Annotated in this window: 13 protein-coding genes; 3 read left to right on the top strand and 10 right to left on the bottom strand. The window is 62.7% G+C overall.

Going from position 1 to position 13,819, the window contains the following annotated elements:
* Positions 1-205: 205 nt before the first annotated feature.
* The 4 genes from PMI07_RS07555 to PMI07_RS07540 all read right to left on the bottom strand — a co-directional run bounded on the left by PMI07_RS07555 (position 206) and on the right by PMI07_RS07540 (position 2,305).
* Positions 206-436: a hypothetical protein gene (locus PMI07_RS07555; RefSeq protein ID WP_007773523.1), complete on the bottom strand. Its 231-nt coding sequence runs from the start codon at positions 434-436 to the stop codon at positions 206-208.
* Between the two features lie 156 nt (positions 437-592).
* The gene (locus PMI07_RS07550) at positions 593-1,375 is read right to left on the bottom strand and encodes an SDR family NAD(P)-dependent oxidoreductase (protein WP_024163656.1); all 783 of its coding nucleotides are present in this window, start codon (positions 1,373-1,375) and stop codon (positions 593-595) included.
* Positions 1,376-1,451: 76 nt separating this feature from the next.
* Positions 1,452-1,871, bottom strand: coding sequence for an HD domain-containing protein (locus PMI07_RS07545; protein ID WP_007756344.1), 420 nt, complete (start codon positions 1,869-1,871; stop codon positions 1,452-1,454).
* A 59-nt stretch (positions 1,872-1,930) separates the two neighbouring features.
* Complete coding sequence (locus PMI07_RS07540; RefSeq protein WP_007756341.1) at positions 1,931-2,305, bottom strand: GFA family protein; 375 nt, start codon at positions 2,303-2,305, stop codon at positions 1,931-1,933.
* Between the two features lie 155 nt (positions 2,306-2,460).
* Here PMI07_RS07540 and PMI07_RS07535 point away from each other — a divergent pair, with 155 nt between their 5' ends.
* On the top strand, positions 2,461-2,964 hold the full coding sequence (locus PMI07_RS07535; RefSeq protein WP_007756338.1) for a hypothetical protein: 504 nt from the start codon (positions 2,461-2,463) through the stop codon (positions 2,962-2,964).
* Between the two features lie 24 nt (positions 2,965-2,988).
* Here PMI07_RS07535 and PMI07_RS07530 read toward each other — a convergent pair whose 3' ends face one another.
* From PMI07_RS07530 to PMI07_RS07505, 6 genes are all read right to left on the bottom strand, one after another.
* Positions 2,989-4,371 (bottom strand): FAD-linked oxidase C-terminal domain-containing protein, encoded by a 1,383-nt coding sequence (locus PMI07_RS07530; RefSeq protein WP_007756336.1) that lies wholly within the window; start codon positions 4,369-4,371, stop codon positions 2,989-2,991.
* Positions 4,368-6,053, bottom strand: a complete 1,686-nt coding sequence (locus tag PMI07_RS07525) for a thiamine pyrophosphate-requiring protein (protein ID WP_280949769.1) — start codon at positions 6,051-6,053, stop codon at positions 4,368-4,370. The genes PMI07_RS07530 and PMI07_RS07525 overlap by 4 nt, the downstream gene beginning before the upstream one ends.
* Entirely contained in the window at positions 6,053-7,282 is a 1,230-nt protein-coding gene (locus PMI07_RS07520) for an alpha-hydroxy acid oxidase (protein ID WP_007756328.1), read from the bottom strand. The genes PMI07_RS07525 and PMI07_RS07520 overlap by 1 nt, the downstream gene beginning before the upstream one ends.
* A gap of 12 nt (positions 7,283-7,294) precedes the next feature.
* Positions 7,295-8,995 carry a thiamine pyrophosphate-requiring protein gene (locus PMI07_RS07515; RefSeq protein ID WP_007756325.1) on the bottom strand — a complete coding sequence of 567 codons (1,701 nt, stop codon included), beginning with the start codon at positions 8,993-8,995 and terminating at the stop codon, positions 7,295-7,297.
* Between the two features lie 46 nt (positions 8,996-9,041).
* Complete coding sequence (locus PMI07_RS07510; RefSeq protein WP_007756323.1) at positions 9,042-10,505, bottom strand: NAD-dependent succinate-semialdehyde dehydrogenase; 1,464 nt, start codon at positions 10,503-10,505, stop codon at positions 9,042-9,044.
* 146 nt (positions 10,506-10,651) lie between these two features.
* Complete coding sequence (locus PMI07_RS07505) at positions 10,652-11,443, bottom strand: SDR family NAD(P)-dependent oxidoreductase (protein ID WP_007756320.1); 792 nt, start codon at positions 11,441-11,443, stop codon at positions 10,652-10,654.
* A 243-nt stretch (positions 11,444-11,686) separates the two neighbouring features.
* Between PMI07_RS07505 and PMI07_RS07500 the strand changes: the two genes are divergently transcribed.
* Together PMI07_RS07500 and PMI07_RS07495 are read left to right on the top strand one after the other, a co-directional pair.
* Complete coding sequence (locus PMI07_RS07500) at positions 11,687-12,469, top strand: alpha/beta hydrolase (RefSeq protein ID WP_007756304.1); 783 nt, start codon at positions 11,687-11,689, stop codon at positions 12,467-12,469.
* Complete coding sequence (locus PMI07_RS07495) at positions 12,466-13,626, top strand: LLM class flavin-dependent oxidoreductase (protein WP_024163655.1); 1,161 nt, start codon at positions 12,466-12,468, stop codon at positions 13,624-13,626. Before PMI07_RS07500 ends, PMI07_RS07495 begins: the two co-directional genes overlap by 4 nt.
* Positions 13,627-13,819 lie beyond the last annotated feature (193 nt).

Below are 13,819 nucleotides of genomic sequence, written 5' to 3'. Positions count from 1 at the left end.
CATACCCAATCCTGTCACCCGCGAAAAGGCAATTCAAGGCCTCCGGTGCTCGTCACGATCCGGTTTGTCTCAGGTCATCGAAAGGAGATTGCATTGGCTGAACGAGAGAGCCTATGGGGTCCCGGGCTGGCCCCTTTGGCCGATTGCCAGAAGGAAAGTGCGGCGGCCCGATCGCCGCCGTCCTCCCTCTCTGGTGATCTGCAGTTCACCGGCAGACGCGGGTGGTCTTGACGACGACTCGGCCGTGGTAACGGGTCTTCACCTTCTTGACCATGCAATCGTGGCGGGGACGATGCGGGCGGTAGACTTCGCGGACGGTATGGCGTGGAGCCACCCGTTCATTGGTGGTGATCGTGACGCTGGCGGCGTTGGACGGGCCGGCGACCGTAAGAATGGAAGAAATGGCCAGAGCCGATGCGATAAGCAGGTTCTTCATGGGTGATTCCTCAATGTTTTGCGAGACATGAACGCGGATTGAGGGACCGGGTTCCACCAGAGGGATTGGACTGAAGTCCTATGCTGGCCTTTCAACCAACCGTTCTCCCGTTCGACGGAACAACTTCGGCTGCGCCGCTCAAAGCGGAAGACATTCCTACCTCAGCAAGCTCTGACCGCCGTCCACATAGATCGGCGTGCCCGTCACATGGCGGGACCGGTCGGAAGCTAAGAAGGCGATCACTTCGGCGACGTCCTCGCTTTTCCCCGGTTTGCCGTCGGTGATCGGAACCTGCCCTTCCGGCCACTCCACGGGGATTGCGGTTTCCTCCTCGTGGCGGAGATTGGTATTTTCGCCGATATTGGTCTCGATCTCGCCGGGGCATACGGCGTTGACGCGGATGTGGTGCTTGCCAAGCTCCAGCGCCAGCTGCTGCACCACCGCCACCTGCGCTGCCTTGGTGGCGGTATAGGCCGTGGCGCCGGGTGTCGTGAACGTGCGGTTGCCGTTGATCGAGGAGACGACGACGATCGAGCCGGCGCCCTGTGCCTTCAGATGCGGCACCGTGAGGTGAAGCGTCAGATAGGTGCCGCGCAGGTTGACGGCGATCGTCCTGTCGAACTCCTCAGGCTTCAGGTCGTCGATCGGCGCCCAGACGCCGTTGATGCCGGCATTGGCGACGACGATATCGAGCGTCCCGAATTTCTCCATAAGCAGGCCGACCGCTTCGCGCATTTGTTTTTCATCGGAAACGTCGGCTTCCAGCATCAGCGCTTCGCTACCGGTCTTCTCGATCTCTTGGGCGGTCTCCTCGATCTCGGCTCTCGTGTGGCCGAGCAGGCCGACCTTTGCACCTCCCGCCGCGAGTTTCAGGGCCGCCGCCTTGCCGATACCCGACCCTGCCCCCGTTACCAATGCCACCTGAGATTTGAGTTCCATGAGCCCATCCTGTCGCTGGATCTCGGCGTGTGCCGCGCGCAAACGAACGGCAGGGAAGGGTCCAAGGTTCCGCCTATCAGGTCGGATATCGCTCGTTGAGGATGCGCAGGCCTTCGGCGAATTTCGAGTCGTCGCCGCCCATCTGGCGCATCTGGGCAAGGTTGTCGGTGAGGTCGGCCCGCTTCACCGGCCGAGCGAGCGGGTTTTCGATCGAGCGGCGGACGAAGGCGAAATATTCCTCGCCGTCGCGCTTGCTCATCGCGTCGACGGCATCGACGACGGCTTCGGAAAAACCTTCCTCGCGCAGCCGCTCGAATGTCCAGCCGGGGCCTTTTTCGACCACGTCATGCAGCCAGGCGACCTGTTTCTCGTCCTCCCCGGCCACGGTTTCGGCCACGCGCCGGACATGGTCAATAAACGGCCCGCCGGTTTTCGACGACTGTCCTTCATGCGCCTCGGTGGCGATGGCGATCGCCTTGTCGATCAGTTCCGACATCCGCTTGTCTCCCGTAAATTCGGCGGCACTCTATAGGGTCGGTGCATGACCGCAATGCGTCATGTTCGATCCTCGTCGAACTGCGAGACGGATAGGGGACTCAGCCAGTTCTCCCGCCGTTTCACCCAGAGTTCGTAGGTCGGTTCAAGGTCCGTCGGCGCCATGTCGAGCGAGCCGACACGGATCTCTATCTCGTCGTCGTCGCTTTCGCTGAAGACGCGTGAGCCGCATTCGGGGCAGAAACCGCGGCCATGGAAATATTTGACAGCGCCCCTGCTTTCAAAGGCATGCCGCGGCCAGATGCCGAACGTGGCGAAGCTCGAGCCGCTTTCCTTCCGGCAGTCGGTGCAATGGCAGAGCCCGATCCTGATCGGCGCATCCTTCACCGAATATTGCACCTTGCCGCAAAGGCAGCTTCCGGACCGGATGATCATCCTCTCTCCTCCTTCTCTATCGTTCGCAAAATGCAGTTAGGGCAGGGGAGGATGAAGGGAAGAGATCGGGCAGGTTCTGTGGCGGCCGCCTGGGGAGCTTGTGGAACGGAACGGCTTTGTCGGCGTTCGAAGCAGACACAGATGGGATTATCGCCATGCGCTCGTTTCTAGTCTCCGCCGCGTTTATCGCCTCGGCTTTCTCGCCGACCTTAGCTTCGGCAGCAGAGGGTGATTTTTTAAAGACGCTCGCTGGCAGCTGGAGCGGCAACGGGACTGTCCTGACCCGCATCGGGGGCAAACCCATCAACGTCGCCTGCGACTTCACCTCCACGGCGGGAGCAGCCACCCTCTCGATGCAGGGAATCTGCCGCGGTCTGCTGGTCGTCCGGCGCAGCATATCGGCCGATCTCGAGGCTTCGGATCGTGGGTATAGCGGCACTTATACCGGCCCGTCGGGCCAGCCTTCGGTCCTTTCCGGCAACCGCAGCGGCAATGCCATCAATCTCGGCGTGCGCTGGGCAAGGGTGATCAACGGGGACCGCGTCGCCAATATGACCATCGAGAAGATCGGCAACGATCGCCTCAGGCTCCAGACGGTCGACAAGGACCTTTCGAGCGGCAAATCGGTGGTGACCAGCCGCATCGATCTCAGCCGTTGATCGGCCCGACGCCAGTGCTTGCCTTTATTCCACCTGACCGAGCTTGCCGGGGTTCATGATGCCCTTGGGGTCGAGCGCCGCCTTGATGGCGTTCATCATGTCGATCGCATCGCCATGTTCGCGGCGGAGGTATTTCAGCTTGGAAATGCCGATCCCGTGTTCGCCGCTGAAGGTGCCGCCCATGTCGATGGCGCGCTGGTAGAGCCGCTCTGCAAGTCGTTCCGCTTCCGCCAGTTCGTCCGGGATTTCCGGCTTAATCAGGTAGCCGACATGGAAATTGCCGTCGCCCGCATGGCCGATGATCTTACCCATGACAAAAGAATTGTCGATGTCCTCGCGGGCGGCAAGCACCGCTTCGGCAAGCCGCGAGATCGGCACGCAGACGTCTGTCGTAAAGGCCTTGCAGCCGGGGCGCAGCGTCTGGTTGGAATAGATCGTCTCGTGGCGGGCCTTCCAGAGCCGCTCGCGGTCTTCAGTGCGCGTCGACCATTGGAAGTCCGAGCCGCCGAATTCGTCGGCGATCTCTCGAACGGTGTTCGACTGTTCCTCCACCCAGCGCGGGCTGCCGTGGAATTCGAGGAACAGGGTCGGGGCGAGTTTCAGGGTCAGCCCCGCATGGCGGTTGGCGGCTTCGACTGCAACCTCATCGAGGAATTCGATGCGGGCGACGGGAATGCCGCTCTGGATGGTCGCAACGACGGCTTCCACCGCGCCGCGCATCGTCTCGAAGGCACAGACCGCCGAGGCGATGGTTTCCGGGATCGGATGCAGCTTCACCGTCACCTCGGTGATGACGCCGAGCGTGCCTTCGGCGCCGACATAAAGCTTGGTCAGGTCGTAACCTGTCGAAGACTTTTTCGTGCGCCGGCCGGTGGTGATGATCTTGCCCTGGGGCGTGACGACGCGCAGCGCCAGCACGTTTTCGCGCATCGTGCCGTAGCGCACGGCGGTGGTGCCGGAGGCACGCGTCGAGGCCATGCCGCCGATCGAGGCGTCGGCGCCGGGATCGATGGGGAAGAACAGGCCGGTATCGCGGATATGGGCATTGAGTTGCTTGCGGGTGACGCCCGCCTCGACCTGGACGTCGAAATCCTCGTGGTTGACCTGGACGATCTTGTTCATCCGGGTGAGGTCGAGTGAGATCCCGCCCTTGAGCGGGATCGTGTGGCCTTCCATGGACGAGCCGGCCGCGAACGGCGTCACCGCAATCCCGCCCTCGAAACAGGCTGAGACGACGCGCGCCACCTCGTCCTCGTTTTCGGCATAGACGACCGCCTCCGGCAGCCTGGTCGGCTGGCGTGACATGTCGTGGCCGTGATGTTCGCGCACGGCTTCCGTGGTCGAAAGCCGGTCTCCGAAGTGGAGCCTCAGCGTATCGATGGTGGATTGCAGGGTCGGCTGGGTCATTTCTTCTCACCCGTGAGCATGCGGTGATAACGCGACCGGGCGATTTCCTGCCGCGTGATAAATTCGAGGAGGACCGGCACCCCCTTTTGCGTCTGCTCGATGCCGCGTTTGATCGCCGGGATGATTTGATCCGGTTCGGTGACGCGTTCGCCGTAACCGCCGAGTGCGCGGGCGAAGGCGGCGTAGTCGCCGGAAATGTCGGTCGAGCGGTATTTCTCCGTCGAGACCTTCATGATCGGCAGTTCCATCGCCATCGAGAAGTTGTTGAGAAGGATCGACAGGATCGGCAGGCGCTCGCGCACCGCGGTTTCGAAATCCATGCCGGTAAAGCCGATCGCCGCATCGCCCCAGACGTTGATGCAGAGCTTGTCGGGATGCATCAGCTTGGCGCCCATGGCGAGGCCAAGGCCGTAACCGAGCTGGGTTGTCTTGCCCCAGCCGATATAGGTGAGCGGCTTCACCGACTTCCAGAACGGCGAAAGCTGGTCGCGCGGGCTGCCGGCATCATGGGTGATGATGGTGTTTTCGATATCGACCGTGTGCTGAAGATCCCAGAGGACGCGGTAGGGCGACAGCGGCGCTTCCGGCGCGGTGAGCTTCGGCATCCATTCCGCCAGCCACTCGGCCTGGATCTTGGCGATTTCGGCGGCGACTTCCGTGTGGTCGCGAGGCTCGACCTTGCGGGTTTCGAGTTCAGCGAGCACCGCATCGAGTGTCAGCGCCGCGTCGCCGACCAAGGCCACCTTGGCTTCGAGATCCTTGTTGACGTGGTCGGGATCGAGGGTCGCGTGGATGACGGTCTTGTCGAGTGGCATCTGTACGCCGAACGCGGTCTCGGTGAACGAGCAACCGATGCCGAAGATGAGATCCGAACTATCGAGGAAGTGGCGCAGCGTCTTGGAGATTGCCGCACCGCCCGCCCCGACCGACAGCGGATGGGTTTCCGGAAACGCGCTCTTGCCTTCGAGACTGGTCGAAACCGGGATTGCCAGCAGTTCGGCCAGCTGTTTCAGCTGCGGCCAGGCCTGCGCGTAATGAATGCCCTGTCCGGCATAGAGGATCGGCCGCTTGGCGGCGAGCAGCAGATCGACCGCGTCGCGCACCGCGATCGGGTCTGGTCCGTAGCGGGTCGCCAGAACCGGCCGGTAGTTCAGCGGCTCGGGCACATCGTCCTGCCAGATGTCGTTGGGGATTTCGATCAGCACCGGCCCGCCGCGGCCGTTGCGGAGCTTCGAGAAGGCGCGGCGGAAGATGTTGGGGATTTCGGCGGCGGAGGTGATCGGCTCTGCGGACTTGGTGATGTCGCGCATCGAGCGGGTCGCGTTGTAGTTCGGATCGACATGCGCGACGCGACGCTCATAACCCATCGGCAGCACCAGCAGCGGCACGGACTCCGAATAGGCCTGGGCGACGCCGCCATAGGCGTTTTCGGTGCCCGGTCCGAGCTGCATGGCGAAGACGCCGATCGTCTTGCCGGACGAGAGGCGCGACATGGCGTCGGCCATGTGCAGGCCGTGGCGTTCCTGGCGCACGATGATCGGGCGGACATCGGCCATGGCCGCGTGTTCGAGAACGTGGTTCACGGGGTAACCGCAGATGACCTCGATCCCCTCGCGCTTCAGAATTTCCACGATGGCGTCAGCAACTTTCATGGGTTTCTCCTCCCCGGAGACATGGTCGATTAGAGGTGAGGTTGGAAATCTTGTTGTGTCCAGGCGCTCGAATGGCGCACCGGTGCGCGGCGTGCCTGGTCGGTATTCAATAGTCCGCTCTGGCCGAGCGTGACGCGGTATTCTTCGATGAAGGCCTGCGCCATATGGGTGGCGCCGTGGTCTCCAAGTGCGGCAAGGCCGAGCATGAAGGCACGACCGGCAAAGGACGAATGGGCACCGCAGGCAACCGCACGCACCATGTCGACGCCGGACACGACGCCGCTGTCGAACAGGACAGTACCACGCGTGCCGACCGTGCGGGCGATTTCCGGCAGGACGTCGATCGTGGCGGGTGCTGCATCGAACTGGCGGCCGCCATGGTTGGAGACGACCACGCCGTTGAGGCCGAGTTCAAGCGCCTTTTCCGCATCGGCGGGGTGCATGACGCCCTTGACCAGCATCGGCCCGGTCCATTTGTCGCGCAGGCGGGCAATCTGCTCCCAGGGGAAGCCGCCGCCGATATGTTTCTGCACGAAGGCCGAGGTGGTGATGCGGTCCGGTGCCCCGGCGAAACCCGCCATATTGGCGAAGGTCGGCATGCCCTTGCGGCGGATCGCATCCAGCCAGAAGGGAGCGATAGCCGCGGCCATCATCGTCTTCGGCGTCAGCCGAAAGGGCATAGTGAGACCGTTCCTCAGGTCCCGAGGGCGTTTTGCGCGCACGGGCACGTCGAGTGTCGCGACCAAAACCTTAGCGCCGGCGACACGGGCGCGCTCGGCCATTTCGAGACTGTATTGATGGTTGTTCGGCGCCATCGGGTAGAGCTGGAACCAGGTGACATCGGGTGCCCATTCCACGACTTTTTCGATCGTCGCGCAGGCGAGCGTGCCGACTAGATAGGGGATGTTGTGGGCCTGAGCGGCCTTGGCGAAACGCTCGGTGGCGCCCGGCCACATCATGCCGTCGAAGCCGATCGGCGAGATGCCAATCGGGGCGGCGTAACGATGGCCGAAGAGTTCGACCGAGGTATCTACCGCGGAGATGTCCAGGCCGTAGCGCGGCACGACCTCGACGGCCTGCAGCGCTGTCCGGTTTCGGTTGAGGCCGGTTTCATCGCCGGCGCCGCCCTGGAGGAACTCATAGGCGAAACGCGGAATCCGCCATTTCGCCCGTTTCTCCAGGTCACCGATCATCGGATAACGCCGGCGGAGCTCCGCCAGCGTTTCTATCGTCCTTGCGTCGCCCCCGGCTCCCCCCATGACCGACGCCCCTTAGTAGGAAACCATGACTTCGAGCATGGCCTGCTGGCCACTCTTGGTCGCGGCCAGTGCCCGCTGCAGCGCCGCCGGCAGATCGGCGCCGGTTTCGACGCGTTCGGCATGGGCACCGTGGGCGCGAGCGACGGCGGCATAGTCCGGAGCCGGATCGAGTGCGGTGATCGGCATGGTGTTGGCGGTTGCCGCACTGCCGTCCGGATACATGTAGAGCGTCGAGCGGCGCACGGCGTTCCAGATGCCGTTGTTGAAGACGATCGTCAGCAGCGGCAGCTTCAGCGCGGTCGCGGTCTGGTGGCAGGCGACAGGATTGGCGAACATGTAGGAACCGTCGCCGATCGTCGCGATCACCTGGCGGCTGCGGTCGCCGAGCTGGGCGCCGAGCGCTGCGGTGAGGCCGAAGCCGAGACCGCCGGACAGCGGCGTCGAGAAGAACGATTTCGGATGCTTGAAGGTCATCACCGACGGATCGATGCCGAGTTCGTTCACGACGGTCGTCTTCTCGTCCATGATGGCGGAGACGCAAGCGCTGACATAGGCGGGCGTCATCGGCGAACCATTGCCCATGGCAGCGCGCTTGGCGGCCGCTTCGACCTGGGCCGCCTTCACCTTGGCCCACTTCTCGCGGCGCTCGGAGTAGGTTTCGGATGCCGGCACGCGCTCGGCAAGAGCAGCAGCCAGTGCTGCGATCGTCTTGTTGATGCCGCCGGCGAGCGCGATGTCGATCGGGAAGCTGCGAATCGGCACGCGGCTATGCTGCGGGTCCGGGCCGATGGCGATGATCTTGGCGCCTTCGGCCGGAGCGGTATGATCGGAAATCCACGGCACGGATGCATTGATGACAACGACGACGTCGGCTTCCTTCAGAACCTGGGTCGAGTCGCGGCCGATCATCATCGGATGGTCGCTCGGCAGTGCGAGACGTGTCGCCCACATCTCGACGGTCGGCAGCGCAAATTTTTCGACGAAGCCGGCGAGCGGTTCGAAATCCGCAGCCAGTTCCGGGCTCTGGGTGATGACCAGCGGGTTCTTCGCCTTGGCGAGCAAGCCGGCAGCCTCGGCAATCAGTGCCGGATCGGCCGGGCCGTAGGTGGTCGGGGTAACCGTCGAGCGGTGGCTGGCCTCGATCTCGGCACCCTCGGCCAGCGCCTCGCGCGGCAGGCTCAGGTACACCGGACCGCGGGGCTCGCTCATGGCGATGCTCATGGCGCGGTCGATGACGATGCCCGCCTGTTCCGGGTAACGCAGTTCGTAATCCCACTTGACCACTTCGCGGACCATGCCGCCCTGGTCGAACATTTCCTGGCCCCAATGGATCGGCGAGGAGCGTGAGCCGAAACGGCCGTGTTCGGTGATCGGCGTGCGGCCGGAGAACATCATGATCGGCACGTTTTCGGAGCGGGCGTTGATCAGCCCCATGACCGAGTTGGCAAGCCCGACATTGACGTGGACGATCACGCCGGCCGGTTTTGACGTCATCAGGTAATAGCCATGCGCCATGCCGACCGCGACACCCTCATGCGGGATGACCAGCGCTTCCGGCATCTTCAGGCGGCTTTCCGGCTGGCGCGCATAGGCCTCGATGATCGACGGGAAGTCGGTGCCGCCATTGGCGAACAGGACATCGATGCCGGCGGCCTTCATATGCGAGAGAACTGCCTCGGCGGCGAATGTTCCGATCGGTTTTTCGTGTTTCATGCTGCAATCCTCTTGGACTTTTAAGAACCCGGCAGAAACTCTTCCGTCAGGTGATGCTGACCGTCTTGGTGACCATGTAGGCCTCGACGCCCTCGATCCCGACTTCGGAACCGTGGCCGCTCGCTTTCACCCCGCCGAACGGTGTTTCCGGCATGGAGATGTTGAAGGAATTGATGCCGACCATGCCTGCTTCCAGCGCATCGGAAAGTTTTGCGATGGTCTTGTGCGAGTTTGAGAAGGCGTAGGCGGCAAGGCCATAGGGCAGTTCGTTCGCCTTGGTGATCGCGTCGTCGAAATCCGAAAAGCGGTTGAGCACGGCGACCGGGCCGAACGGCTCCTCGGTCATGATCCGCGCATCGCTCGGCACGTCGGCCAGAACCGTCGGGGCATAGAAGAAGCCGTCATTGTTGATGCGATGACCGCCGGCGAGCAGCCTGGCGCCCTTGGCGGTCGCATCCTGCACCAGCGCCTCGATCGCATCGCGACGGCGGCCGTGCACCAGCGGACCCATGCCGCTTGCCGGATCGAGACCGTCGCCGACCTTGATCTTCGACGCGCGCTCGGCAAACCCGGCGCAGAACGCCTCGTAGGACTTGTCCTGCACGTAGAAACGGGTCGGCGAGACGCAGACCTGGCCTCCATTGCGGTATTTGCGCTGCACCGACATGTCGAGCGCCGCCACCTGGTCGGCGCCGTCGAAGACGAGCACCGGCGCGTGGCCGCCGAGTTCCATCGTCGTGCGCTTCAGGCCTTCGGATGCCAGCCGGATGAGGTGCTGGCCGACCGCGACCGAACCGGTGAAGGAAATCTTGCGGATGATCGGCGAGGCGAGCAGGTGGCGCGAGATGAAGTCCGGCACGCCATAGACGACGGCGATGACGCCGGCAGGCACGCCCGCATCAAGAAGGCATTGGGCGACGGCGGCGGCCGATGCCGGAGCCTCTTCCCCGGGCTTGTAGATCATCGTGCAGCCGGCGGCGAGCGCCGAGCCCATCTTGCGGGCGGCATTGCCGACCGGGAAATTCCAGGCTGAAAAGCCGGCGGTCGGGCCGACCGGTTCCTTGACCACCTGGAAGCGGGTTTCGCCGATGCGGCCGGGAATGACGCGGCCATAGGTGCGGCGGCCTTCCTCGGCAAACCATTCCATTTCTTCCGTGGCGAAATGGGTTTCGAGCCGCGCTTCGGCGATCGGCTTGCCCATTTCGAGCGTCGCGAGTGTGGCGATCTCTTCCTGCCGGTCATGCATCAATTGGGCGGCGCGCTTGAGGATACGGCCGCGCTCGCGTGGGTTCATGGCGCGCCACAGCGGGAAGGCGCGCTTGGCGGCTTCGAGCGCCCGGTCGAGATCCTGGGCCGTCGCATGCGGCACCACGCCAATCGCCTTTTCGGTGGCCGGGTTGATGAGGGGTTGCGTCTTACGGTCGCCGTTTTCCAGCCAGACCCCGTCGATCAGCAGGCGTGCGGAGACATAGGCCTCGGACGAGGGGACGGGATTGGTCGCGATGTTCATGGTCGTTTCCTCCGACTGCAGTCGAACGATGCGCTTGCGCTTCGTCAATTCTGGCGTCACTTGCGGACCTCGGCGAGGCCCTCTCCCTTTCAGCGGCTTAAAGCAGGGAGCCTGATATTGTCAATCGCGACATCTCGTATCGCGGGTTAGACGGCGACCGTACCGCCATCGATCGGGATCACCGCGCCGGTCATGAAACTCGATGCTTTCGATGACAGGAGCAGCGCCAGACCCATGATCTCATCGGTCTCGGCGATGCGGCCGAGCGGTACGGTGTCGGCAAACGCCTTCTCGATTTCCGGCTCGCGGATGCGGCCGCCGGCGATATTGGTGCGGAAGGGGCCGGGCGCGATACCGTTGACCAGCACGTTATAGGGCGCCAGTTCCCACGAGGCCTGCTTGACGAGATTGACGACGGCGCCCTTGCTGGATGCATAGGCGTAACCAGTCATCGGATCGCCGCGCATGCCGGCGATCGAGGCGATCGCGACGATGCGGCCGCTTTTCTGCTTCTTCATATGCTTGGCGGAGGCCTGGATGGCCACAAAGGTGGCTGTCAGATTAACATCCACCACCTTGTTCCACAGTTCGTCGCTGACATTCTCGATCGCGCCGGCCTCGGTGCGGGAGCTCGGGCCTCCGCTGATGCCGGCATTGGCGACGAGAATATCCAGATGGCCGTGCTTTTCGGCGATGTTGTCGATCGTGCTGCGTAGCGCCGCGCTATCAGACACGTCGACCTGGTGGCTTTCAGCGGAATAACCTTGGCCGTTCAGCCATTGATAGGCGGCGGCGAGCGTTTCCGGATTGAGGTCGATAAGCGCCACATGCGCGCCATTGGCGGCGAGCGTCTTGGTGATGGCGAGGCCGAGGCCGCTGGCCGCACCTGTGACGACTGCCACCTGGCCTTTGAGATCGAACAGTTTTTCGGCGTGCATCTTGCTCCTCCCTGAGCACCCGGAGGCCCTAAACTCACCTCTCCAGGCCGCGCCACCTTTGTATGCAACTTCGCACAAAGCAAGTTAGAAATTTGCTATTATCAATCAAAATTTGACAGAATCATATTGACCCTTTCTGAAGAGTTATACAAATTGGCCCAATCAACGTGGACAGGGGAGCGTCTGCGATGGTCGTATCAGTCAATCTGTATACCTTTTAGGCCTAGGGAGGATGGAATACCGATGGGCTTTGTCGAAAACACCGAAACGATTGCCGGCTGTAATGTCCGGTTCATGCGCGGCGGCAAAGGTGCGCCGCTGCTGTTTCTCCATGGTTCGAGCGGCGCGGCCCGATGGGCACCGTTCATGGAGAAGCTTGCCGAGAGCTATGAGGTGTTCGTGCCGGAACATCCCGGCTTCGGCGCCTCCGATTCTCCGGAATGGCTGGACGGCATGTCCGACCTTGCCTTCTTCTATCTCGACGTCATAGACCATCTAGGCCTCGACCAGATCAATCTGGTCGGCGGTTCGATCGGCGGCTGGCTGTCGGCAGAGATCGCCATCCGCAACCAGACGAAGTTGAATTCGCTGACATTAGTGGCGCCTGCCGGCATCCGCGTGAAGGGCCTGCGCAAGGGCGATGTCTTCATGTGGAATGCGGAAGAGACCGCCCGCAATCTGTTCCACGATCAGAGCTATGCCGAACAGATGCTCGCGGCACCGCCTTCGAAGGAAGGGCTGGAGACCGTGCTCAAGAACAAGCTCACAACGGCGAAACTCGCCTGGGAGCCGCGTTTCTATAATCCCGACCTGCACAAATGGCTGCATCGGATCTTGGTGCCGACGCTGATCCTCTGGGGCGACAGCGATAAGGTCGTGCCGGCCGGCTATGGTCCGGCATGGCAGGAGCTCATTCCCAATTCGCGGCTGGAAATCATCGAGAACTGCGGACACGTGCCGCAGATCGAGAAGGCTGACCGTTTCGCCCAGCTTGTCGGCGGCTTCATCGGGGAGGTTACACGATGAAATTCTACTTCATGCACCTGATGCCCTATGCGGATCTCGATCTATCCTACGACGAGAAGCACAATTCCGCCTGGGTCACCCTGCCGAACACCTACTACGACCCCAAGAAGGGCCACCAGCTCTACAACCGTTACCTGGACGAGCTCGAATATGCCGACCAGCTCGGCTTCGACGGCATCTGCGTCAACGAGCATCATTCCAACGCCTATGGCCTGATGCCGATCCCCGGTGTCATGGCCGGCGCGCTTGCCCGCCGCACCAAGAACGTCAAGATCGCCATTCTCGGCCGCGCGCTGCCGCTGCTCAACAACCCGCTGACTGTGGCGGAAGAATTCGCGATGGTCGACAACATTACCGGCGGCCGCCTGATCGCCGGCATGGTGCGCGGCATCGGCGCCGAATACCATTCCTGGGGCGTCAACCCGGCCTTTTCGCACGAGCGGTTCCAGGAAGCCCATGACCTGATCCTGCAGGCCTGGACAAAGCCGGGCCCGAGCGTCTTCGAGGGCAAGCACTACAATTTCGAATATGTGAACGTCTGGCCGCGGGTCTATCAGGACAATCCGCATCCGCCGATCTGGATTCCGAGCCAGGGTTCCAGCGAAACGATCGAATGGGCCGCACATCCGGACCGCAAATACACCTATCTCCAGACCTTCGCCTCGGTCTCGACCGTCGCCCGCTACATGAAGATGTACAAGGACGTCGCGGCCGGCTACGGCTACGAGGCGACCGAGGACCAGCTGGGCTGGTCGCTGCCACTCTATGTCGCCGAGACCGACGAGATCGCCCGCCGCGAAGCCAAGGAGCATATCGAGGCCTTCCTGCAGAAGTTCCTCCGCATGCCGATGGAGATGCTGCTGCCGCCGGGCTACACCTCGGTGAAATCGATGGTGGGCGCCATGAGCGCCAAGGCTGGCCATTCGATGAAGCAGACCATCGACAGCGTCATCGAAGAGGGCAAGTTCATCTGCGGCAGTCCGGCGACGGTGCGCGAGAAGCTGGAGGAATACCAGGGCCAGATCGGCTTCGGCCATCTGCTGACATTGCTGCAGTTCGGCACCCTGCCGGCCGAGCTAACCCGCAAGAACATGGAGATCTATTCCAAAGAGGTGATGCCTTATTTGCGCAACGTGACGGCCAGGAAGGCCGCTTGAGGGGGCATGCCGGTTTGATGATCTCCATAAGCCTATCAAGCCTTTGGGCGTAGCCAGACCCACCCAAGGTTCAGCTTGATGTGTGATCGGGAATGGCGTCATTTGTGGCGCAGGACCGCACAATTGCACCCCCCAGTCGCCGCGGTCTTAGCGGCCGGCGCCCCAAATAGCCGGCCGCTCCCCTCGGGCCTAT

Origin of the sequence: Rhizobium sp. CF080 (assembly GCF_000282095.2) — a bacterium.
GTDB lineage: Bacteria > Pseudomonadota > Alphaproteobacteria > Rhizobiales > Rhizobiaceae > Neorhizobium.
The sequence above is the reverse complement of the archived record's forward strand: the minus strand, read 5'-3'. Positions and strand labels throughout refer to the sequence as shown.

Coding starts and splice junctions, on each gene's coding strand:
- PMI07_RS07500 (WP_007756304.1), top strand. CDS start 11,687: ATGGGCTTTGTCGAAAACACCGAAACGATTGCCGGCTGTAATGTCCGG.
- PMI07_RS07540 (WP_007756341.1), bottom strand. CDS start 2,305: ATGATCATCCGGTCCGGAAGCTGCCTTTGCGGCAAGGTGCAATATTCG.
- PMI07_RS07550 (WP_024163656.1), bottom strand. CDS start 1,375: ATGGAACTCAAATCTCAGGTGGCATTGGTAACGGGGGCAGGGTCGGGT.
- PMI07_RS07520 (WP_007756328.1), bottom strand. CDS start 7,282: ATGGGGGGAGCCGGGGGCGACGCAAGGACGATAGAAACGCTGGCGGAG.
- PMI07_RS07510 (WP_007756323.1), bottom strand. CDS start 10,505: ATGAACATCGCGACCAATCCCGTCCCCTCGTCCGAGGCCTATGTCTCC.
- PMI07_RS07535 (WP_007756338.1), top strand. CDS start 2,461: ATGCGCTCGTTTCTAGTCTCCGCCGCGTTTATCGCCTCGGCTTTCTCG.
- PMI07_RS07495 (WP_024163655.1), top strand. CDS start 12,466: ATGAAATTCTACTTCATGCACCTGATGCCCTATGCGGATCTCGATCTA.
- PMI07_RS07505 (WP_007756320.1), bottom strand. CDS start 11,443: ATGCACGCCGAAAAACTGTTCGATCTCAAAGGCCAGGTGGCAGTCGTC.
- PMI07_RS07555 (WP_007773523.1), bottom strand. CDS start 436: ATGAAGAACCTGCTTATCGCATCGGCTCTGGCCATTTCTTCCATTCTT.
- PMI07_RS07515 (WP_007756325.1), bottom strand. CDS start 8,995: ATGAAACACGAAAAACCGATCGGAACATTCGCCGCCGAGGCAGTTCTC.
- PMI07_RS07545 (WP_007756344.1), bottom strand. CDS start 1,871: ATGTCGGAACTGATCGACAAGGCGATCGCCATCGCCACCGAGGCGCAT.
- PMI07_RS07530 (WP_007756336.1), bottom strand. CDS start 4,371: ATGACCCAGCCGACCCTGCAATCCACCATCGATACGCTGAGGCTCCAC.